General features: G+C 30.6%; 24 protein-coding genes. 7 read left to right on the forward strand and 17 right to left on the reverse strand.

The genetic code is table 11. From position 1 onward, the window contains the following. From cobA to TL18_RS06805, 6 genes are all read right to left on the reverse strand, one after another. On the reverse strand, window positions 1-717 hold the full coding sequence (cobA, locus tag TL18_RS06780) for a uroporphyrinogen-III C-methyltransferase (RefSeq protein WP_067043297.1): 717 nt from the start codon (window positions 715-717) through the stop codon (window positions 1-3). 7 nt (window positions 718-724) lie between these two features. Next, window positions 725-1,369 (reverse strand): phosphoribosylformylglycinamidine synthase subunit PurQ, encoded by a 645-nt coding sequence (gene purQ / locus TL18_RS06785; protein ID WP_067043300.1) that lies wholly within the window; start codon window positions 1,367-1,369, stop codon window positions 725-727. An 8-nt stretch (window positions 1,370-1,377) separates the two neighbouring features. Next, window positions 1,378-1,644 (reverse strand): phosphoribosylformylglycinamidine synthase subunit PurS, encoded by a 267-nt coding sequence (gene purS / locus TL18_RS06790; protein ID WP_067043304.1) that lies wholly within the window; start codon window positions 1,642-1,644, stop codon window positions 1,378-1,380. Next, on the reverse strand, window positions 1,645-2,373 hold the full coding sequence (purC, locus tag TL18_RS06795; protein WP_067043306.1) for a phosphoribosylaminoimidazolesuccinocarboxamide synthase: 729 nt from the start codon (window positions 2,371-2,373) through the stop codon (window positions 1,645-1,647). It abuts the gene before it with no gap. A gap of 85 nt (window positions 2,374-2,458) precedes the next feature. Further along, window positions 2,459-2,743 (reverse strand): hypothetical protein, encoded by a 285-nt coding sequence (locus tag TL18_RS06800; RefSeq protein WP_067043310.1) that lies wholly within the window; start codon window positions 2,741-2,743, stop codon window positions 2,459-2,461. Between the two features lie 6 nt (window positions 2,744-2,749). Continuing rightward, complete coding sequence (locus TL18_RS06805; protein ID WP_231483593.1) at window positions 2,750-3,064, reverse strand: flagellar protein, FliL; 315 nt, start codon at window positions 3,062-3,064, stop codon at window positions 2,750-2,752. Window positions 3,065-3,195: 131 nt separating this feature from the next. Between TL18_RS06805 and TL18_RS06810 the strand changes: the two genes are divergently transcribed. After that, window positions 3,196-3,396 carry a hypothetical protein gene (locus TL18_RS06810; RefSeq protein ID WP_156064621.1) on the forward strand — a complete coding sequence of 67 codons (201 nt, stop codon included), beginning with the start codon at window positions 3,196-3,198 and terminating at the stop codon, window positions 3,394-3,396. Between the two features lie 73 nt (window positions 3,397-3,469). On the opposite strand, the gene TL18_RS06815 is transcribed toward TL18_RS06810, so the two are convergent. The 5 genes from TL18_RS06815 to TL18_RS06835 form a co-directional block, all read right to left on the reverse strand. Then, window positions 3,470-4,957 carry a sodium-dependent transporter gene (locus tag TL18_RS06815; protein ID WP_067043319.1) on the reverse strand — a complete coding sequence of 496 codons (1,488 nt, stop codon included), beginning with the start codon at window positions 4,955-4,957 and terminating at the stop codon, window positions 3,470-3,472. Window positions 4,958-5,148: 191 nt separating this feature from the next. Next, the gene (locus TL18_RS06820; RefSeq protein ID WP_067043322.1) at window positions 5,149-5,970 is read right to left on the reverse strand and encodes a phosphorylcholine transferase LicD; all 822 of its coding nucleotides are present in this window, start codon (window positions 5,968-5,970) and stop codon (window positions 5,149-5,151) included. A 12-nt stretch (window positions 5,971-5,982) separates the two neighbouring features. Then, window positions 5,983-7,311: an adenylyltransferase/cytidyltransferase family protein gene (locus TL18_RS06825; protein WP_067043325.1), complete on the reverse strand. Its 1,329-nt coding sequence runs from the start codon at window positions 7,309-7,311 to the stop codon at window positions 5,983-5,985. After that, complete coding sequence (locus TL18_RS06830) at window positions 7,311-8,387, reverse strand: alanine--glyoxylate aminotransferase family protein (protein WP_067043328.1); 1,077 nt, start codon at window positions 8,385-8,387, stop codon at window positions 7,311-7,313. The genes TL18_RS06825 and TL18_RS06830 overlap by 1 nt, the downstream gene beginning before the upstream one ends. Window positions 8,388-8,406: 19 nt before the next feature. Beyond that, window positions 8,407-9,114, reverse strand: a complete 708-nt coding sequence (locus TL18_RS06835; protein ID WP_067043331.1) for a class I SAM-dependent methyltransferase — start codon at window positions 9,112-9,114, stop codon at window positions 8,407-8,409. Between the two features lie 310 nt (window positions 9,115-9,424). On the opposite strand from TL18_RS06835, the gene TL18_RS06840 reads away from it, so the two are divergent. The 3 genes from TL18_RS06840 to TL18_RS06850 all read left to right on the forward strand — a co-directional run bounded on the left by TL18_RS06840 (window position 9,425) and on the right by TL18_RS06850 (window position 12,196). Further along, window positions 9,425-10,258, forward strand: a complete 834-nt coding sequence (locus TL18_RS06840) for a phosphorylcholine transferase LicD (protein ID WP_067043335.1) — start codon at window positions 9,425-9,427, stop codon at window positions 10,256-10,258. Between the two features lie 144 nt (window positions 10,259-10,402). Continuing rightward, window positions 10,403-11,110: an IspD/TarI family cytidylyltransferase gene (locus tag TL18_RS06845; protein ID WP_067043338.1), complete on the forward strand. Its 708-nt coding sequence runs from the start codon at window positions 10,403-10,405 to the stop codon at window positions 11,108-11,110. Between the two features lie 30 nt (window positions 11,111-11,140). Beyond that, complete coding sequence (locus TL18_RS06850) at window positions 11,141-12,196, forward strand: NAD(P)-dependent oxidoreductase (protein WP_067043341.1); 1,056 nt, start codon at window positions 11,141-11,143, stop codon at window positions 12,194-12,196. Window positions 12,197-12,295: 99 nt separating this feature from the next. Here TL18_RS06850 and TL18_RS06855 read toward each other — a convergent pair whose 3' ends face one another. Continuing rightward, window positions 12,296-13,330 carry a glycosyltransferase family 2 protein gene (locus tag TL18_RS06855; protein ID WP_067043344.1) on the reverse strand — a complete coding sequence of 345 codons (1,035 nt, stop codon included), beginning with the start codon at window positions 13,328-13,330 and terminating at the stop codon, window positions 12,296-12,298. Between the two features lie 302 nt (window positions 13,331-13,632). Here TL18_RS06855 and TL18_RS06860 point away from each other — a divergent pair, with 302 nt between their 5' ends. From TL18_RS06860 to TL18_RS06870, 3 genes are all read left to right on the forward strand, one after another. Beyond that, the gene (locus tag TL18_RS06860) at window positions 13,633-15,063 is read left to right on the forward strand and encodes a flippase (RefSeq protein WP_067043347.1); all 1,431 of its coding nucleotides are present in this window, start codon (window positions 13,633-13,635) and stop codon (window positions 15,061-15,063) included. Between the two features lie 185 nt (window positions 15,064-15,248). Continuing rightward, window positions 15,249-16,577 (forward strand): non-hydrolyzing UDP-N-acetylglucosamine 2-epimerase, encoded by a 1,329-nt coding sequence (gene wecB, locus TL18_RS06865; protein WP_067043350.1) that lies wholly within the window; start codon window positions 15,249-15,251, stop codon window positions 16,575-16,577. A 124-nt stretch (window positions 16,578-16,701) separates the two neighbouring features. Next, window positions 16,702-18,228: a hypothetical protein gene (locus tag TL18_RS06870; protein WP_067043353.1), complete on the forward strand. Its 1,527-nt coding sequence runs from the start codon at window positions 16,702-16,704 to the stop codon at window positions 18,226-18,228. 31 nt (window positions 18,229-18,259) lie between these two features. Here the strand turns inward: TL18_RS06870 and TL18_RS06875 are convergent, their stop codons facing one another. From TL18_RS06875 to TL18_RS06895, 5 genes are all read right to left on the reverse strand, one after another. After that, entirely contained in the window at window positions 18,260-18,646 is a 387-nt protein-coding gene (locus TL18_RS06875; RefSeq protein ID WP_067043356.1) for a type II toxin-antitoxin system VapC family toxin, read from the reverse strand. Next, a complete protein-coding gene (locus TL18_RS06880) occupies window positions 18,646-18,831 on the reverse strand; it encodes a hypothetical protein (protein WP_067043359.1) in 186 nt (61 codons plus the stop codon). Before TL18_RS06880 ends, TL18_RS06875 begins: the two co-directional genes overlap by 1 nt. A 53-nt stretch (window positions 18,832-18,884) precedes the next feature. Further along, the gene (locus tag TL18_RS06885) at window positions 18,885-19,121 is read right to left on the reverse strand and encodes a hypothetical protein (protein ID WP_067043362.1); all 237 of its coding nucleotides are present in this window, start codon (window positions 19,119-19,121) and stop codon (window positions 18,885-18,887) included. A gap of 97 nt (window positions 19,122-19,218) precedes the next feature. Continuing rightward, window positions 19,219-19,734, reverse strand: a complete 516-nt coding sequence (locus TL18_RS06890) for a flavodoxin family protein (RefSeq protein WP_067043365.1) — start codon at window positions 19,732-19,734, stop codon at window positions 19,219-19,221. Between the two features lie 26 nt (window positions 19,735-19,760). Then, on the reverse strand, window positions 19,761-20,225 hold the full coding sequence (locus TL18_RS06895) for a flavodoxin (protein ID WP_067043369.1): 465 nt from the start codon (window positions 20,223-20,225) through the stop codon (window positions 19,761-19,763). Window positions 20,226-20,350: the final 125 nt, after the last annotated feature.

Below are 20,350 nucleotides of genomic sequence, written 5' to 3' on the forward strand. Positions count from 1 at the left end.
TCACCTTTGATACTCATAAATATCCTTATAAAGTTTTACAACATCTCCAATAATCAAAATTGCAGGAGTGTTGATTTTTTTATCTGAAATATCTTCCAAAGTTCCGAATACAATATTCTCATCAGGCAATGTACCACTTTCAATTGCACAAACGGGAGTGTCTTTTGAACGATATTTCATAATTTCAGCTGTGTTTTCTTTAATATTTCCTATTCCCATTAAAATTACTAAAGTATCAGCTGTATAATCCCAATGAACTTGACTTTCCTCTTTTGTTGGGTCTTCATGACCTGTTACAACAGTAACTGAAGTTGCAACCGCTCTGTGAGTTACAGGTAGTCCTAGAGAAGTTGGTGCTCCAATAGCTGAAGTTACACCTGGAATAACTACAAATTTGATATCATGTTCCATTAAAGCCAATATTTCTTCTCCTCCACGACCAAAAACAAATGGGTCTCCTCCTTTAAGCCTTACAACATTTTCATGTTTTTTAGCCTGTTGGATAATCAACTCATTTATCTCATCTTGGGTCTTGTAATGTTCTCCTGCTTTTTTACCGACATATATTCTTTCTGCAGTATCAGGAGCATGAGCCAATATTTCTTCATTAGCCAAATAATCATATAATACAACATCAGCTTTATTTAAAGCTTTTACAGCTTTAAGAGTTATTAAATCAGCATCTCCAGGTCCTGCACCAATCAAATAAACTACCATTATATCACTATAAAAATCCTTTAAAGAAATTTAAACCATCATCAGAACCGAAAATCTTTTCACAAGCCCTTTCAGGGTGAGGCATCATGGCACATACAAGCCCTGATTCGTCACATACGCTTGTAATAGCTTCCATGGACCCGTTAGGGTTTTTGCCTTCGAACTGCAATACAATTTGATCCTGATCCTTCAACAAATCAATATTTTCTGTATAAAATCTGCCTTCAGCATGAGCAATAGGAAGAGCAATGGTCTGATTATTATTGAATGCTTTTGTAAAAGGAGTCCTATTGGTTGAAACTTTCAAGTCAACCCACTCACAATTGAATTTAGGATTTTCATTTGTTATGAAAATTCCTGGAACGAGACCAATTTCTCCTAAAATTTGAGCGCCGTTACAGATTCCTAAAACAGGTTTTTCCTCTTTTACCAATTCTTTGATTCCATCGATTACAGGGGTGATGGATGCCATTGCACCTGCTCTTAAGTAATCCCCGTATGAAAAACCTCCAGGAATAACAATACCATCATAATCTGTTAATTTTTCCTCACTCCACCAAATATACTCAGGTGTAAGACCGGCCAATTCAATAGCCTGTGCAACATCCCTGTCACAATTGGTTCCCGGAAATCTTATTACTCCAATTTTCATTTTTACACCTATTTGCCACAAGCCATATTCTGTGGAATAACATTAATCTTATAATCATGAATAACCGGATTACAAAGTAATCTTTCACACATGTCAACTACATTTTCCCTTATTGCTTCACGGTCTTCGCCTTCCATTTGGAATTTGATGATTTCAACAGTTTTAACATTATTTACATCATAACCAAGCAATTCAAGAGACCTTTCAATTGTAGTAGCTTCAGGGTTTAACATACCACTTTTTAAAGATATTTTCACTTCAATATCGAATAACATCTAAATCACCTTTTCATCATCAGGAATAATTCTATTATAAACTTCTATATAAGCATCCATAACTTCGCTGTCTTTTCCTTTTCTAAATAATTCTTTATCCAACATGTCTAAAGTTTGACTGTCCCATAATCTGCATCCATCAGGAGAAATTTCATCACCTAAAAGGATGTTACCGTCTTTATCCTTACCGAATTCGACTTTAAAATCAACTAAAATAATGCCAGCATCTTTCAGGAAAGCTGTTAGAACCTCATTGATTTTCAATGCCTTTTCAGTTAGGATGTCGATTTCTTCCTGTGTAGCAATTCCTAAAGCTTTGATTATGGAATCATTAAGCATAGGGTCATGGTACTCATCATCCTTATAGTCCATTTGGACAATAGGCGGGTTTAATCTTTTACCATCTGCAATAGGATATTTACGGATTAAACTTCCTGTAGCAATGTTTCTGACAATGACTTCAATAGGAATCATTTCAAGTTTCTTTGCAATCATGACATTAGGTTCTGGCAAATCGATGAATTGGGTTTCAATGCCGTTTTCTTCCAATACCTTAAAGATTTTAGAAGAGATAATTGCATTATATGCCCCCTTGTTGTTCATTACTTCTTTACGTTCACCGTCACCAGCAGTCATATCATCTCTAAACTCAATAATGACCTCATCATCATTTGTAGAATTATATACGCTTTTTACTTTACCGCAATTAATTAACTCTTTTTTGTCCATGATATCAACAAAATTAAATTATTATAATATAATTTTAGTTTTTAATATTATATAAAAATACTTAAAAATAAAAAAAAGAATGTAGCTACAATTCACTGATATAAGTCACATCACCTTCATTTAAACCGAATTTCATCCCATTTAACAATCCGTTAGGAAGTTCGGATATGACAGTTAATGGAAATTCATCATCAGGTTTTAGAACCATTATATGAGTGACTTTCTTTCTTGTTTTAGCTACAATTTTATAGTTATTTCCTTCCTTTGAAAAATCCCCATCTAAAAACACTTTATTGAAGGATTGTTCCAAAAGATAATCGGGAAATGATTCGGTGATTTCAAAATGATCCAATATGTCCTTTAAAATCATTTTAAATCATTCCAAGCTCGGAAGTTTGCTTTGGTCGGAACTGTATGAAGAACCGATAAGCTCACCGGTTTCCACATCAAATTGGCGAAATCCCCCGTCTCTGTAAGTTACTTCACGGTAGTATCCTTCGCCGTTTTGTGCGTTAAATTTAATTTCCTCGCTTACAATATCACTATCATTATCTAGTGAAGCGTTTGCATTATTTGAAGATGTCATATTATCACCTCTACCAACATCTGTTGAACTATTGTCTTTTTGTATGTCCGGACCATTATTCATTGAATTTAATGCAAAAGCACCGCCAACAATTAATAATGCCACGATTACTCCTAACAAAATTTTAATAGAGTTTTTCATATTTCACCTCTCTAAACTTTCATTAAACTTATGAATATGGCCCTTAAAATACTTTTCTATTACGTTTATATATGCCCTAAATTAATATTATATTTATGGAAATGAAAAACATCATGATTATCTTAATATTTTCACTAGCTGTTTTGGGTTTAATCATTGGCGTTTACTATACTGAAGCAGAATCTAATGAGAAGATTACAAAAAATAGTAATGAAACAATTGATGAAGACTCAGACAATGTAATAACCATCAATTTAGAGCCAAAAGAAAGAAATGATAACAAAAGTTTAACTTAATAAATTAATTAACTTTTTATATATCAAAGCAATTATCAAAAAGAAGAAAATGTTATAGATTAAACTATAACACTCATATCCTATCCTCAGTTTTATCCCAATCTGGATTTTTAGCCGGAAGAATAGTGAATATCAAAGAAGCCACCAATAAAAGAATTGCAGAGACAATTGTGAAGTTCAATTGATCCATAGTCCCATTATTGAAAACATCAATCATTCCGCCAATCCATATGATAGTTACAACGATTGGTAAAACATATTTTACGATAATAAGCCACCATTTACCAAGTTTAATGGTTTTGCTTTTACTGTTCAAGAAATTGACCAATTTTTCGGCTTTAAATATCCAGGCAAAAACAATACACTCAACAATAACACCGAACAACAATGCAATCTGGTTGATGAATGTATCCACAAAACCAAGCAGTGACCCTCCGAATGATGTTGCATAAATCATTGAAATGGCTGCACCGACAGCACACAATATTGTCATTGTTTTTGACCTTGAAAGACCGAACTTATTTTGAATTGAAAAGGACAACGGTTCAACAGTAGATAATATACTTGTAAGGCCTGCAAGATAGACTGTCAGGAAGAATAATGGTCCTAAAACGACGGCCCATTGGCCCAATACATTAAACACAGTAGGATAAGCAACAAATACCAGACCTGTTCCCTGAGTTACCAGTTCGGATACTGCAGTTCCTGATTGCAATGACATGTAACCTAAAATGGAGAACACTCCTAATGCCGCGAAGTTTTCAAACAATGAATTTGCAAGCGCAATTGAAATGGTATTTGTAATCAAATCGGCATCGTCCTTGGTGTAGCTTGCATAGGTAAATGCGATTGACATTCCCAAACTTAGGGAAAATACGATTTGACCAAAAGCAGCCATCCATATTTCAAAATGGCCTAAAAGTGACCAATCGGGGTTGAATAGCTCCGCCAAACCTATTGAAGCACCAGGCAATGTAATTGAAAATCCAACAATGACAACCATGATGATAAAAAGCAGAGGAACCAGGAGTTTTGATACTTTTCCTAAACCCTCTTCAAGGTCCCTGTGAGAAATAAACCAAATAATGACCCAACCGACAAGCATTGCAACAGCAATGAGAGGAATGAAATTGAGCAATCCCATATAAGATTCGGAAGATTGCAAAAGAGTAGTCGCAAAGAAAGTGTTCGGATCTGCTCCCCAACCTTTAGTGAAACTCAAAAGCATATAGATTCCATCCCAACCGAGAATAGCTGAGTAATAAATCATAATCATAAATACTGCAACCGGTAAAAACCATCCCAAATATTCGCATTTGGAATTGATCTTTCTGATTGCCTTTGCAAAAGAAGATTTGAAATTATATCCAACACCATACTCCAAAATCAGGAAAGGCATTCCCATTAAGAGAATTGCAACAATATAAGGGATGTAGAATGCTCCCCCACCGTTAGAATAAAGCACATATGGATATCTCCAAATGTTTCCAAGACCAACTGCAGAACCAATCATTGCTAAAATAAATGAAAGGTTACTGCCCCATTCGTTTTTATCTGCCATAATTTCAATTTTCCTATAAATTATAGTAGAGATTTTTGTACTTTAAATATTAAAAATGTTACTTTTTAGAAAATATGAAATATTAATTAAAAAAAAAGTTTTAAAAATTTCATTTTAAAAAACAATATTATATTCCTCTTCACTAAAATAAAATTGCACTATACTATAATGATTGTAAAATAGAATATTTTCTAATACTCACCAAAATCAATATCATGTAAATTATGCCAAAAGCGATCTTCTTCTGGAGGTAAAGTCATATAATCTCCATATATCTGGCCCAATGTAGCATCTTGATTATTCGGAATTGTTGCTTGAATATCTTCAAATTGAACTACTTTAGAAGGTTCAAAATCAGATAATTTGAAATAAGATAAGTAATTCAATGTTAAATCCGCATAATATTTACAATCTTTATTTTCATATTTCCTGAATAATTTAGGCAATTTTTTTTGGAAATAACTCGGTGTTAAACCAATAACATTAAAGATTGGATGCAATGTATTGACAATCAACTGAACAATCTTAGATCCTTCATCAAATTTGATTGTGGAAATTGCATAAAATTTACATAATATTAAACATATACGCATGAAGAAAAATCTTTTGATATTATTATTAGGAAGTTTATCGAGAATGAATAAATCTATATGCATGCCCAAATCAAATGATACAAATTTATCCCAGAATTCAACCCAATGAGTCCCATTTAAAGACAATCTACCAAATTGGAAGAAATATTCTTCATTATATCTAGAATCTAAAACCGTGTATTTTTCACAGTTTTTTTCTTCCATTATTTTTAAGAATTTTTCATAATCTTCTCTAAACATTACAATATCAATATCATCATCCCATGGAATAAAACCTTGATGTCTGACAGCTCCAATCTCTGTTCCAAACCATAAATAATATTTTAAGTTATTTTCTTCGCAAATTTCCTTAAAATCTTTTAAAATTAAAAGGGTTACATCTTTGATATGTTGGAGTGTTTCATCATCATGAGCTTCCATTAAATCACCAAATCAATATTTTTTAATGATATTTAATTCTTTATTTTCAAAATCTTCCATTATTTTACAGATGGCCTTTGACACCTCTGGAGATACATAACCAATTAATTTTCCAAGTTCAATGGATTTTGCAAAAGCCACAAGCTCATATCTGATACCTTCACCATCTAACTGATAGAAATATTTCTTATTTTCCTCCTGATTTTCATATCTTAACTCAAAATAATCAGTTTTCCACCATGGTGCTGGCACATAGGCATATCCTTCACTTCCAGAAATTATCAACTCACCTTCTGATTTAACACTATTCCCCACTTTAATAGATGCAACAGCATTTTTATATTTAAAATCAATTTTAGTAAACAAATCAAAATTATCTTTTCCTTCTAAAAGTAATGAATTTATATGTTTTTCATCATAATCTGTCCCAAGAATCTGAAATACTGGTAATAACGCAACTGGACCCCATGCAGAAATACTATTCCAAGAATTTTCATTAAATTGTCTTATACTAGTACAAGTTGAATCAACAGAATAAACATCACCAATATTTCCACCTTTAATTAATAATAATAACCTATCATAAGCGGTAGAATAAGCAGTTTTAATTGATTCCATTAAAATTAAATTATTTTTCTGAGATAAACCCAGAAGTTCTGAAAATTGATTTTCATCCAGTGTAATTGGAGATTCACAGAGAACATGGACATCATTTACCAAAGCTTTTTTAATATGCTGATAATGCATTGAAGGATGTGAAACAATAAAAACTGCATCAACATTTCCTAATAATCTATCATAATCATCAATTATACTCACATCTTCATTTTCATAACATTTCTTCTCTTCATCGTTATAAATACAAATTTCAGTTACTTCAATCCCATTAACATATTTTGACTCGTCATAAAATTTTTTTAATACTGTTCCATCTCCAACTAAACCCAAACTAATGTTTCTTTTTTGAGATCGGATATCTGAACTTGAAACACCTTCAGTCCTTGGTAAATAAACCACATCACAATATTCTTTTAGATAATCGAAATGACCAACCCAATCAGAGCCTACTGTAAAAATATCTACATCAAACCTTTTTATATCATCAATTTTCTGACCTTCGTATTCTTCAATAATTATCTCGTCAGCCAGGCCAGTTGCACGTACAGATTCTATTCTTTCCATCAAGGACTGGTGAACATTAATTTTCCCTCTTTGTTTATCAAAATCATCTGCAGTAACACCTACAATAAGATAATCTCCTAAATCCTTTGCTCGTTCTAAGAGTCTTTGATGACCATAATGGAATAAATCATAAGTCCCATAAGTAATTACTTTAATCATTAAAATAAGCCTCTTTTTTGTATATCTTTAAGTGCATCGATTAGTTTATCATTGTCTTCACTTGTTAAATCGCCCATATGACCTACTCTAAATATCATATCTTTTGAAAGGTCATCACGTGCGGTACTAACCCAAATATCATATTCATTTTTTAATATTTCAACAAGATTAACATCAAGAATTTCCTTTGAATGAACGGTAGTGACTGCATTTGATAAACATTTACATCTAACTTCAAATGGAAATTGTTCTATTTTTGTTCTAAAATCACAAGCTAAATCAGATATTCTTTTTATTTCTGCTTCTGATCCACCATCATCTTTAATCTGTTTTAATCTGGCATTAAGTTGTAATATAATTGTAATTGCAGGAGTGTATGGTGTTTGACCCCTTACACCATTAATCAACATGTCTTCAAAATCAAAATACATTGATTTACAAGTATTATTATTAACTCTTTCAATTGCTTTAGGTGATAGAACTATAATTGCAATACCTGGAGGGCATGCAAGAGCTTTTTGAGAACCAGTTATAATCACATCAACCTTATGGTCAACCATATTGATATAATCTGCTAAAAAAGAACTAACTGCATCAACTACTAATAAAAGATTGTTCTTCTCACAGAAATCACTTATCATGTCAATATCATAATGAACACCAGAACTTGTCTCACAAATATTAACTATAAAAGCAGTGTAATCCTCATTATCATATTCATATAACATCTCTTTTGTAAGGCAAGATCCAAAATCAACTTTAATGTCATCACAAGGTATATTGTGGAGTTCGCATAAATCAACAAATCTTTGGCCAAATCCACCACCATTTACAATTAAAACCTTATCATTTTCATTGAAGACATTCATCACAGTGGATTCCATACCTGAAGTCCCAGATCCTGTTAAAAAAATAGCTCTCGCATCTTCATCAGCAAAAACTAATTCTTTCATCAATTGTTCATTTTCCAGATTAATTTTAGAAAATTCAGGTGTTCTAAAATAAGGAGTTTGTTGAGCTCCTATATTAAGAATTAAATCACTGCTCATAACTGGACCTAATGCAAAATTTAACATGTAAAAATCTCCTTTAACCCTATTCAATTACAAAAAACATGTATTTAGTTTCAGTATGGTCACTTAAATCATCAAAAAGGTAATCTGAAAAGATATTATCACAATTTAATTTATTAAATATTTCTCGATATTCTTGTTCAGTACGATAAATAGCATTATAATCCGCTTCTAAACCTTCGGAATAAAAATCTTTAAGAGTTAATCTTGATTCCATGCAAGAAATCGGCTCCATTGCAAAAACTTTTTTATCCTCTCCACAAACAGAGTTCACTTCATCCATGATAATTTCCAAATCAGAATCATTAATATACATTAAAAATCCGCTGAAGATAACTATATCAAATGGCGGTTGAATAACTAGCTCATCTACTTTAATATCGGTAGCAGACATTAATTGAAATTTACAATTTTCATAATCATAAGATTCTTCAGCTATTTTTAAAAGTTCTTCTGAAAAATCTAAACCTAAATATGATTCACATTTGTCATGTAATGCTTCAACCCAACGGCCAACTCCACATCCAATTTCTAAAATTTTTTTACCAGAAGAGTCAATATGTTCATAAAATAACTTTTTTTCTTCTTCGTGCCTTTGTGCGGAATTTTCTTTATCTTGAAACAAAACAATTGAAAATTCACTTTCCAAATCACGATTAGCCCTATCATTGAAAAAATCTTTTACTTTATTAGGACTAATATCTTCATTATTTCCATATAATCTAGACATAATAACAACTCACAAATTAAATAATTATTATAATATATCTCTGAAATAATTTAAATAAATTATCATGAAATTAAATAAAATTCAAAAAAATTATTATCACAATCTTCTAAAATAAATAGTTATCTTATTCATTTCTGCAATTTTTTAATTCAATATTTGTTATTCTTAGATGAAAATCAATAATATCCATCATGTTGACAGTTCCAATTATTTATATATTAATAATTTAAATAATTTAAATAACTATGATAAAAAATTTAAACAAGAAAAATAGCTTGTAAACTATAAATTTAATAGATGGAGAAATTTCATGTTCAAATCAAAAAGATATGATGATGAAACGCTTAAACATTTACAAAAAGTTCAAATAATGATGTTAAAAGACTTTGTTAAAATATGTGAAGAAAACAAAATAATGTACTTTTTAATTGGAGGTTCTTTATTAGGAGCGGTCAGACATGGTGGATTTATTCCTTGGGATGATGACATTGATGTTATAATGTATAGAAGAGACTTCGAAAGATTAGATAACATAATGCAAAACAAAAAAAATGATAAATATGGGATTTTTAATGTTTTAAATGAAAAAAATTATCATCATACTTGGCCTCAATTTATACTTAAAGGTACTGCTTTTATAGATTGGTGGGGGGACCAAGTAGATTATACTCCAAATATTTATATTGATATTTTTATTATGGATAATATCCCAGAAAATAAAATTAAACGATTCATTCACAGATGGATCTCATTTACACTTAACCAAATGGTTATTTATTCAATAATTAAATATAAAAATGAATCTAAAATAAAAGAGATTATACAACAAATAGCTCATTATATCTTAAAAATTATCCCCATTTCTTCCATGACACTTAAAAAAAGATGCATAAAAACATATAGAAAATATGAAAATATTGAATGCAACGAATATTGCGATTTTCCATCAATGCACTTCATGCCAATTTATGAATCAAAAGATTTTTTACCTCCAAAAAAAGCAAAATTTGAAGACATTGAAGTTAATATTCCAAACGATTATGATAAAATATTAACAAGACTCTATAATGATTATATGGAATTACCTCCAGAAGAAAAAAGATTCCGTCCAGCCCCTGAAAAAATTGATTTTGGAAAATATTAAACTTAATTTATAACTTAAATTAATAAATGATAAAGAAAAGATAAAAAGTCTTTTGAATAGTGAATTCATATGTTATTAATAATATTTAAATAATTTTAAATATAGATTTAAGAAACAAATAATTGCAAATTAATGTGTGATTTTATGAATTATGTTATAATTTTGGCAGCAGGATTTGGAACAAGAATCAAGAATCTAACAATTCCAAAGCAATATTATGAAATAAATGGAATCCCCATAATCATGTATACCATTAAAAAATTTATAGATGTGAATTGTTTTGATCATATTTACCTTACTGTAGATGATAGTTACAAAGATTTAATGATTCAACTTTTAAAAAAACATATTGATGATTATGAACAAATTAAATTAGTTGAAGGTGGAAAAGAACGTATCGATTCTATTTGTAATGCTATTAAACAAATTGAGGAGAATAACATCTCAGATGACGATATAGTTGTTGTTCAAGATGGTGTTAGGCCATTTGTAAGCGATGAAATAATCCTAAATAGCATTAAATGTGCTAAAAAATATGGCACTTGCGCTACATCTAGCCCCGTTAATGATACAATATTCCAATCTGAAGATGGGGATACTGTAGACAATATTCCAGTTAGAAGTACACTCTTTTGTGGACAATCCCCAGATGCATTTAACTTAAAAAAATTTATAAAAATGCTTTATGGTCTTAATGAAGAACAAAAGAGAAAAATTACTGGAACATCAGATATATGCTTATTCTATGATGTTCCAATTAAAATGATTAAGGGAAGTAATTTGAATTTTAAAATAACAACAGATGCTGATTTAAAAATAGCTGAATTATTATTAAAGGATATGGAATTCTAATTCTTAAATAACTAAAAATGCTGTGGGAAAATGATATTTAATAAAATAATTGATGAAGATTTAAATCAAATCATTGAAGAAAATAATGGATTAAGAAAATTATATAACCAAACAGTTATGATTACTGGAGCTTCTGGATTAATTGGAAGTTACTTTCTAAACACCTTAATAAAATTAAATGAAGAATATGGAGCTAATATCAAAATAATCCCACTGATTCGAAATTTGAATAGGTTAAACAAGGAAATAGTTAATAAAGAGTATATCAATCCAATTGTTCAAGATATCCTTAAACCAATAAAATATGATGGAGATGTAGATTATATAATTCATGCAGCAAGTCCTGCAAGCCCACCCCTTATGAGAGAAAAACCTGTAGAAACAAATCTTGCAAATACTGTGGGAACAGCAAATGCATTAACATTTGCAAAAGAACATAAAACAAAAAAATTTTTATTCATATCCTCACGTGAAGTTTATGGTCAAAATATTTCAAATCAAAAATATTTTAAAGAAGATGATATTGGACTAATTAATCAATTAATACCTAGAAATTCATATGCTGAAAGTAAGAAAGCTGCTGAAAATATGTGTTTAGGATTCAATGAGGAATATGGACTAGATACAAAAATTGTAAGACTAGGGCAAACATTCGGTCCCGGAATGAACATTAACGGAGGAATGGTTCACACGGAATTTCTAAAAATGCTACTCAATAACGAAGATATTGTATTGCTTAGTGATGGATCTTCACTAAGAACCTATACTTATATCAGTGATGCCATAAGTGCAATGTTTAAAATCATTCTAGAAAGTAAAGACATTGTTTATAATGCTGTAAATAACAAAAATGAAATTTCAATTAAAGAATTAGCTGAGACACTTATAACTTTATGTCCCGAAAAAAAATCAAAATTAGTGTTTGATATTGAAGAAGAAAAAGAAGGATACGATTATAAAACTTTTAAATTTTGTTTAATAACCTCAGAAAAAATTAGAGATGAACTGGGATGGAATCCTAAATATTCTATTAAAGAAGGATTTGAAAGAACAATTAACTATCTAAATAGTGATGTTGCACACTAACTTAAAAGTTAATTTTGTTCGCTCCTACTATTCACTTTTTAACTAATTCCATGTGAAAAACAATTAAAGGTAAACTTCAAAAAATAAAAATTTAAGAGTTCACATATTAATTTTTCGTAAAATTTTACGGATTTTAGGTTTACTAAACATATATCCTAAAGTTCTTGACATTAATATAGCAACAGTGTAATGTTCATTAATAACAAAATAATTTAAAAAATCGAAAATAAAATTATTAAACTTATTTATATTAAACTCTTTTTCTAAATTATTAATTACTTTAAAAAATTCTTTTCTTTTTTTATTAGTTACACCCGGCCTAATCATATAAACCTGATATAAGATGACCTTAATTTCTCTTTTTAATAGAAATTGTTTATTATGCGCACCATACTCCTCTAATAAATCATTAAATAAATGTATTGATCTCACTCTTGACCAAAACATTTTTTCATCTCTAACATTAGTGATTGATGGTTTTTCATCACTTTCACGTAATTTATTATAATATCCAAAATAATCTAAAAAAACAACTTTTTTAGCATGAAAAAATGAGTTTAATGAAAAATAACCATCTTCACCAAGTTCTTTATGACATTTAATATCGTTACTTATAACAAATTCTTTATTATATATGGCAGCACACATACCGCCCCTATAATATTTATAATATTCTTTAATATTCTCCCCATTTTCAAAAGTAAATTCCTGTGTTTCACTTAAACATTGATGAGACGTTTTTGAAGTTTTATCGCCTGCTACCCATGTCCAATTAGAATATACAAAATCAGCATTTGTTTCAACAATTTTATTGTAGAATACTTCACAAGCATCTTTTTCATATTCATCATCAGCATCCATAAACATTAAATATTTAGAAGAAGCGTTTTTTATTCCAATGTTCCTAGGAATGCCTGCACCGCCATTATTTTTATCTAAAAAAATTCCTTTAACATTAGGATATCTTTTTTCATAATCGTTTATTACGTCTCTAGTATTGTCAGTAGAACAATCATCAACAACAATTAACTCAATATTTTCAAAACCAATTGTTTGATTAATAACTGAATTGATTGCATCGCTTATACAATCATCACTATTAAACACTGGAATAATCATTGTTAAATAATACATAATACACCTTTTATATCATTATTTATTTTATATTTGTCTTATGAATAATTTATTTTTTTCTATTAGAAAGAATTCTTAAAAATTTAGATTTAAGTTTTTGATAATTTATCAGATTTTTGTTCATAAATTATGTTAAAAACCATACGAAAATCAAAACATGCTCAAAAATAATAGTATAATGATAATGGAATTAATTAAATAACTGTTTCCCTAAAAATCTTTAGATTTAAGAATGACTATGAAACCATTATATAAAATAAAAATAAATATTAAAATTGATACTATTTTTAAAAGAGGATTACATGAGTCAAGTACAAACAATATTCAAAAATATGAGTTGGTTGCTAATTTCACAAATTATTGCAAGTATTTGTGGTTTTATTTGGACAATTTTGATGGCAAGATACTTGGGAGTTAGTAATTATGGTATTTTTGGATTTGCTACTTCATTTACTGGGATTTTAGCAATCACAGTAGATTTAGGAATCAACACTCAGGTTGTCCGACATATCTCGACAGATTATGACTCTGCTCCAAAATATCTTGGAAATGCAATTCCTTTGAAAAGTATTTTTTCAATTGGATGTATGATATTGACATTAGTAATATTAATTTTAATGAAATCTGATGAACTTGTTATAACTGTTACCTTGCTTTTTACAATTGAAATGATTATTAAATCATACATTGGTCTACTAAATGGATCTTTTCAAGCATTTGAAGAAGGAAAATATCAAGGAATTGGAAATACCATAGTAACTCTATTAACATTAATATTTATTTTAATCTCAATATTTGGTGATTTAGGGCTTATTGGAATTGCTATTTCATATATTATTGCAAATTTTGTTGCATTATTATATGAATATTATGTTCTAAATAAACACATTGTAAAACCAAAATTTGAATTAGATAGAACATTTTGTAAAAGTATTACATTAATTTCAATACCATTTGCAATCACAGGTTTATTATACACAATATATTACTCTATAGATGTAGTAATGCTAACAAACATGGTGGGAAGTTATGCTACAGGAATTTACAATGCAACATATAAATTAATCGCAGTTTTGAACTTATTTTACTCAGTTTATATAGCAGTAATTTTCCCAGTTATGAGTAAGTTCTTTAAAAACGATGAATCAATGCTTTTAATAAGCTTTGAAAAATCAATAAAATATTTAATGCTTATAATTATTCCACTCGCTGTTGGAACTGTATTTTACTCAACCGATATTATAAATTTGATTTATGGAAATAAATATGATGCTGCTTCATCCGTTTTATCCATTTTAATTTGGACAGTATGTTTATTATTTATCAGTGGCGCAGCAAACACACTTTTAAATGCATCCCATAAAGAGGTAACAGTAACTAAAATTTATGCAATTGCTGCAGTATTCAATATAGTCTTAAACTTCTTTATGATTCCATATTTATCATATAATGGGGCAGCCATTACTACTGTCTTAAGTGATGTCTTAATCGTTATTATGCAAGCATATGCAATTTATAAACTTGGACACAGACCTAACAAGAAATTATATTCTGATTTAATTAAAATCATTATTGGATCAGGCATTTTAGGAATTGCACTTTACATGTTAAACTTAAATATGTGGGTTGCAATCCCTGTTGGTATAATAATTTATTTTGCAGTTGTTTATCTATTAAGACTCTTTGATGATAGTGATAAATATATAATAAACGAAATTTTAGGAAAAAATTAAAAATAAAAAACATTCACCCCTTATATTACATGGGGGGACAGCAATATCATAAAAAATCCTAAAAATTTTACTGTTTCTTTAATTTTAAACTAGATACATATATAAAATTAAATTATCTAAATTAAATTATAACATTAAGATATATCAAAGAATTGTTTTAACCAATAATACCTGAAGTGATAATTATGAAAATTGCAACAATATTAGGGACACGACCAGAAATAATTAAAATGGCTCCAATCATCGATGAGATTAATAAGAACGGCATTGAACAAATAATTATACATACTGGCCAACATTATGATAAAGAAATGTCAGATAATTTTTTTAGAGATTTGGAAATTCAAACTCCTGATTATAATATCCATGTTGGATCTGGCACTCATGGTAGACAAACTGGGCGTATGATGGAAGGTATTGAAGAAATATTGTTGAAAGAAAAACCAGATATTGTCCTTGTTCAAGGCGATACAAATGCAGTTCTTGCAGGCGCTCTTGTTTGCGGTAAATTACATATTGCAGTAGGTCATGTTGAAGCGGGATTAAGATCATTTGATATGACAATGCCTGAAGAAATTAATAGAAAAGTTGCTGACATCTGCTCAACAATGTATTTTATTCCAACAGAAAATTCTGCAATTAACTTATTATCTGAAGGTTTTTCCAGGAAAAACTTAATCATAACTGGGAATACAGTTGTAGATGCATGTTTTAGACATCTAGAAATTGCTAAAAAGAGAGGATTTGAAGAGGAATCTCTTAAAAACTTAGATATGGAAAATATGGAAAATATTTTAACACTAACAATGCACCGAGCAGAAAATGTAGACTTTAAAGAAAGAGTGGCTGAAATCATTGCAGCTTTAAAAGAATTAACTGATATGAATGTTATTTTTCCAATTCATCCAAGAACAAAAAATATGCTAGAAAAATTTGGGTTATTTGATGATTTGAAAAATTTAGAACATATCCATATTGTAAAACCCATTGGATATCTTGATTTCTTACTTTTAATTTCTAAATCAACATTAATATTAACTGACTCTGGAGGTCTACAAGAAGAAGCAATAACATTAAATGTACCTGCATTAACATTGCGATATAACACTGAAAGACCCGAAACAGTGACTGCTGGAGGAAATATCCTAGTTGGGTCAGATAAAAAAGTAATCTTAGAGAATGCAAATAAAATTTTAAATGACAAAGATTTTGCGGAAAAAATGAAAAATGCCGTGAACCCATATGGTCAAGGAGATGCTGCTAAAAAAACTGTTTTAGCTATTAAAAACTACTATGATGAAGGTGTTTTAAATATTACTGCACCAGAAGAAATAATGACTTCATTTACAAGAAAAATGACTCAAATAAATGAAGATATTACTGTAAATGAATTTGAATTAAATGAAAATGCATTAATCCATATGGTATTTGATGGAGATAAAATGAGATTTCCGCTAGATGAATTAAACTTAAATGGAATGATAATAATTTATGATAAATATGATGATAACTAAGTTATCATAACATTTTTCTAGAAATAACTCAATTAAATGATTGGAAAAATTAATCTAGATAGAAAACTAACAATACAATTTAAACATAGATATCCTTAAATACAATATTAGAGTTATTATTTTCATGAACAAAAAATACCTCATTGCAATTATTGCAATCCTATTAATAGTTTGTGCTGGCGCTTTCGCACTCACAAATTCATCCAGCAATGCTTCAACAAGCATTGATGCAAATGCACTGGAGGACAGAGGAAACCTTGTTGTTGACTCTGAAAGCTTAGATGAAAATAATGGCTTATATCACACAGACAGTGCTGATTTAAATGCCATTCTTGTTAAAAATAGTGGAACATTAAAACTTGCTAATTCTATAATAAACAAAACAGGAGACACTGCATCCACAGGCGATGACGCGGACTTTTACGGAATCAATTCGGCCATTCTGGTCAATACCAACGGTACTTTAGACATTTCAAATGTTGAAATCAATACAAACTCAAAAGGATCCAACGGTATTTTTGTAACCAATGCCAATGCAAGCAGCGGTTCATCACAAGGCGGTGAAGGAGGCCAACCACCTGAAGCAATGGGCAACGGCGCAGAAGGCCAAGGCGGAGACGGCGGACAACCACCTGAAGCAATGGGCAACGGCGCAGAAGGCCAAGGCGGAGACGGCGGACAACCACCTGAAAAACCTGACGGAAACGGCGGAGGCCCTGGTGAAGCTACAGTTGCAGGAAACACACAGGCTACAATTAAGAATGTTAAAATCACAACACATTCCGATAAATCAAGAGGCCTGGATGCAACCTATAACGGAATAATCAATGCGGAAAATGTCATTATCAACACCGACGGCCAAAGCTGTGCCGCTCTTGCAACAGACAGGGGTGAAGGCCAAGTGCATGTCAAAAACTCAGACATAAACACAGGAGTCAGCAAATCAAGCGGAAGGGGTTCACCTTTAATCTACTCAACAGGAAACATTACCCTGGAAAATACCAAAGGTACATCTTATGTATCCCAGATAGCCTGTATTGAAGGTAAAAACTCCATTGAACTCGAAGATTGTGACCTTAAAGGATACGGAGAAGGAAACCGTCAGGATGGAGATGCATACGTTGACTTGGGTGGAGTATTCATCTATCAAAGTATGAGTGGAGATGCTAGTGTTGGAACAAGCCACTTTAAAGCTTCAAACTCCAAATTGACAATCCCTAATGAATCATCAGTTAACAGTGAAGCACCTATGTTTCATGTAACAAACACCGCTTGCGTTATTGATCTGGACAATACCGAATTGAGCTTTGGCAGCGGAGTATTTTTAGAGATAACCGGCCAGAACCAATGGGGAAATGAAGGATCAAATGGCGGTGTGGCTGAAGTCAACACAAACAACGAAAAAATAAGCGGAAACGTTATTGTTGATGCAATAAGCTCCCTTAACTGGACCATGAAAAACACTGAATTTAAAGGTGTCATCAACTCAACCGGAAACACAACAGTAAATGTTGCTGACGGCTCAACCTGGACATTGACCGGCGACAGTGCCGTTTCCAACCTAAAAGTTTCAGGAAACATCGATTATGGTGACCATACCCTAACAGTCAATGGCCAAAAATACGATAAGTCAAACCCTTTTAAAGGATAGGAAAGATTAATTCTTTCCTAATTTTCTATTTTTATGATAATCTAATCAGATTATCCACTTTATCAAAATCACTATCAAAACTAGCAATCTTAAGAATATCTTCTTTTTTCATTATTGCTACATACATTGCATCAAAAAATGAAATCGTAGAATCATATCTTACAAATTCATTCATTGCTTCATCATATAACGAACTATCATCAACTACATAAAAAAAATTTGGAAGATTTCTGTAGATTTCTAAAATATCTTTTGTTTTGAGTTTATTTTTTAATATTGTGACTGTTTCGGCAATGACTAAATTAGATATTACCAGTTTTTCATTCTTTATCTCATCATAGACCTTAACTGCAGATTCATGCCAATCATCATTTGATACAAATAACCCCACAACAAAAGTAGTGTCTAAAAAAATCATTAAAACACTCCCCTTTTAAAGTCTTTTTTTAAATCTACACTATTTATTTTCTCATTTGCCTTGAATTTTCCAACAAAATCGTCCAGGCATGTTTTATTTTGTGGTGTTTTTTTACGATACATTTTATGTTTTCCTGTAATTTTAGGTGAAGATATTTTTCTTTTTTTATAATTAAAAACATTCATAGTATCACCTAACTTTATATTGAACACCTAACCACATAAATGTTTTCATGAAATCAGAATCTGTTATTTTTAAACTCATGTTTCAATTTAACAGAATCAATATCCTCCACTGCAGAATATTTACCAATCATTTCATCCAATGTTAAATCCTTAATAAAATCCAATTCGACTTTTCCATTATCATTTATTCTCCATTCAACCTTATATGATTTGTCCAGATTAAATTCATTTCGGATTTCAAGAGGAATAACAGTTTGAAATTTGTCATAAATCTTTGTTATACTAACCATTGAAACACTTCCTAACTATAATATAATTTCCTAACTTAATAAAAATAGTGATATGATCTGAAAAAATATCATTGAAAATAAAAAAAAGAAAAAAAGTTCAGCAGTCAAATCCTGCTTCATAAACTTCTTTTAGCAGTTCAGGTTGGGATTTTGCATCACCGATTACTGTAAAGACTGCCTTTTCTGTTGGATTTTTGGAAAAGCTGATGAAATCCCTGATTCCGGTCAACGCATTTCCGTTTGAAGAACCTGCAGCGGTTATGATATAATAATCCTTGTTTTCAAGATGGTTGAATATCGGATAGCATCTGTCGAAGAACCTTTTAAGGGTTCCGCACATTGAATAATAGTATATTGGAGTTGCATATACGATTACGTCCGCTTCCATCATCTTGTCGAGGACTTCTGCAAGGCCGTCTTCCTGGAAACACTTCATTTCAGGGGTTTTGCATTTCATGCATGCCTTGCATGCGTGGAATCTGATTTCTTCAAGGTTGTATTTTACAACCGCATTATCCGCATCAAGCGCTCCTCTTACAAACTCATCGCATAATGTATCTGAGTTTCCCCCAATTCTTGGTGATGAACTTAACACAATAACTTTTTTAGACATGTTTAACACTTTCTTTTTAGTATTATTTATTGGTTTTCAATCCATTCTTTTGCTTTTGAAGTGTCACCCCTGAACCTCATTCCTTTTTCAAAATTTAGTTCAGGATATGTGGCTTGCAGATCACTTACGCATTTGTCGATTCCGGATCCTCCTGAAGTGCAGAAGGCCTTGATTGTTTTTCCACTTAAATCTACACTTTCAATGAAGGTATTTATGATTGAAGGTGCAGTATACCACCATACCGGAAAACCGATGACTACTGTGTCATATCCGCTTACGTCACATGATTCGATGATTGGTGGCCTGAATTCCTTGTCGTTCATTTCAATGGTTGACCTGGAATTTTTGTCTGTCCAATCCAGGTCCTGAGGTGTGTAGATTTCTTCCGGAACAATTTCAAATATGTCATATCCGTTTTCATCAGCTATCTTTTCCGCTACTCCTTTTGTAACCCCGCTGGCTGAAAAATATGCGACTAAAACATTACTCATAATATCACCTATTTAAAGGTAGATTTTAATATCATATAATTGTTTATAGTTTCAAACATATCAAAAATTCCAACCAATTTTATAAAAAAAATCAAATTGACAAATAATATAAACGAATTAAAACA

The organism is Methanobrevibacter sp. YE315 (genome assembly GCF_001548675.1).
In the GTDB taxonomy this organism is placed as follows: Archaea; Methanobacteriota; Methanobacteria; order Methanobacteriales; family Methanobacteriaceae; genus Methanocatella.

Excerpts from the sequence above, each read along its gene's own strand:
- cobA (WP_067043297.1), bottom strand. The coding sequence starts at position 717 with ATGGTAGTTTATTTGATTGGTGCAGGACCTGGAGATGCTGATTTAATA.
- purQ (WP_067043300.1), bottom strand. The coding sequence starts at position 1,369 with ATGAAAATTGGAGTAATAAGATTTCCGGGAACCAATTGTGACAGGGAT.
- purS (WP_067043304.1), bottom strand. The coding sequence starts at position 1,644 with ATGTTATTCGATATTGAAGTGAAAATATCTTTAAAAAGTGGTATGTTA.
- purC (WP_067043306.1), bottom strand. The coding sequence starts at position 2,373 with ATGGACAAAAAAGAGTTAATTAATTGCGGTAAAGTAAAAAGCGTATAT.
- TL18_RS06800 (WP_067043310.1), bottom strand. The coding sequence starts at position 2,743 with ATGATTTTAAAGGACATATTGGATCATTTTGAAATCACCGAATCATTT.
- TL18_RS06810 (WP_156064621.1), top strand. The coding sequence starts at position 3,196 with ATGGAAATGAAAAACATCATGATTATCTTAATATTTTCACTAGCTGTT.
- TL18_RS06815 (WP_067043319.1), bottom strand. The coding sequence starts at position 4,957 with ATGGCAGATAAAAACGAATGGGGCAGTAACCTTTCATTTATTTTAGCA.
- TL18_RS06820 (WP_067043322.1), bottom strand. The coding sequence starts at position 5,970 with ATGGAAGCTCATGATGATGAAACACTCCAACATATCAAAGATGTAACC.
- TL18_RS06825 (WP_067043325.1), bottom strand. The coding sequence starts at position 7,311 with ATGATTAAAGTAATTACTTATGGGACTTATGATTTATTCCATTATGGT.
- TL18_RS06830 (WP_067043328.1), bottom strand. The coding sequence starts at position 8,387 with ATGTTAAATTTTGCATTAGGTCCAGTTATGAGCAGTGATTTAATTCTT.
- TL18_RS06835 (WP_067043331.1), bottom strand. The coding sequence starts at position 9,114 with ATGTCTAGATTATATGGAAATAATGAAGATATTAGTCCTAATAAAGTA.
- TL18_RS06840 (WP_067043335.1), top strand. The coding sequence starts at position 9,425 with ATGTTCAAATCAAAAAGATATGATGATGAAACGCTTAAACATTTACAA.
- TL18_RS06845 (WP_067043338.1), top strand. The coding sequence starts at position 10,403 with ATGAATTATGTTATAATTTTGGCAGCAGGATTTGGAACAAGAATCAAG.
- TL18_RS06850 (WP_067043341.1), top strand. The coding sequence starts at position 11,141 with ATGATATTTAATAAAATAATTGATGAAGATTTAAATCAAATCATTGAA.
- TL18_RS06855 (WP_067043344.1), bottom strand. The coding sequence starts at position 13,330 with ATGTATTATTTAACAATGATTATTCCAGTGTTTAATAGTGATGATTGT.
- TL18_RS06860 (WP_067043347.1), top strand. The coding sequence starts at position 13,633 with ATGAGTCAAGTACAAACAATATTCAAAAATATGAGTTGGTTGCTAATT.
- wecB (WP_067043350.1), top strand. The coding sequence starts at position 15,249 with ATGAAAATTGCAACAATATTAGGGACACGACCAGAAATAATTAAAATG.
- TL18_RS06870 (WP_067043353.1), top strand. The coding sequence starts at position 16,702 with ATGAACAAAAAATACCTCATTGCAATTATTGCAATCCTATTAATAGTT.
- TL18_RS06875 (WP_067043356.1), bottom strand. The coding sequence starts at position 18,646 with ATGATTTTTTTAGACACTACTTTTGTTGTGGGGTTATTTGTATCAAAT.
- TL18_RS06880 (WP_067043359.1), bottom strand. The coding sequence starts at position 18,831 with ATGAATGTTTTTAATTATAAAAAAAGAAAAATATCTTCACCTAAAATT.
- TL18_RS06885 (WP_067043362.1), bottom strand. The coding sequence starts at position 19,121 with ATGGTTAGTATAACAAAGATTTATGACAAATTTCAAACTGTTATTCCT.
- TL18_RS06890 (WP_067043365.1), bottom strand. The coding sequence starts at position 19,734 with ATGTCTAAAAAAGTTATTGTGTTAAGTTCATCACCAAGAATTGGGGGA.
- TL18_RS06895 (WP_067043369.1), bottom strand. The coding sequence starts at position 20,225 with ATGAGTAATGTTTTAGTCGCATATTTTTCAGCCAGCGGGGTTACAAAA.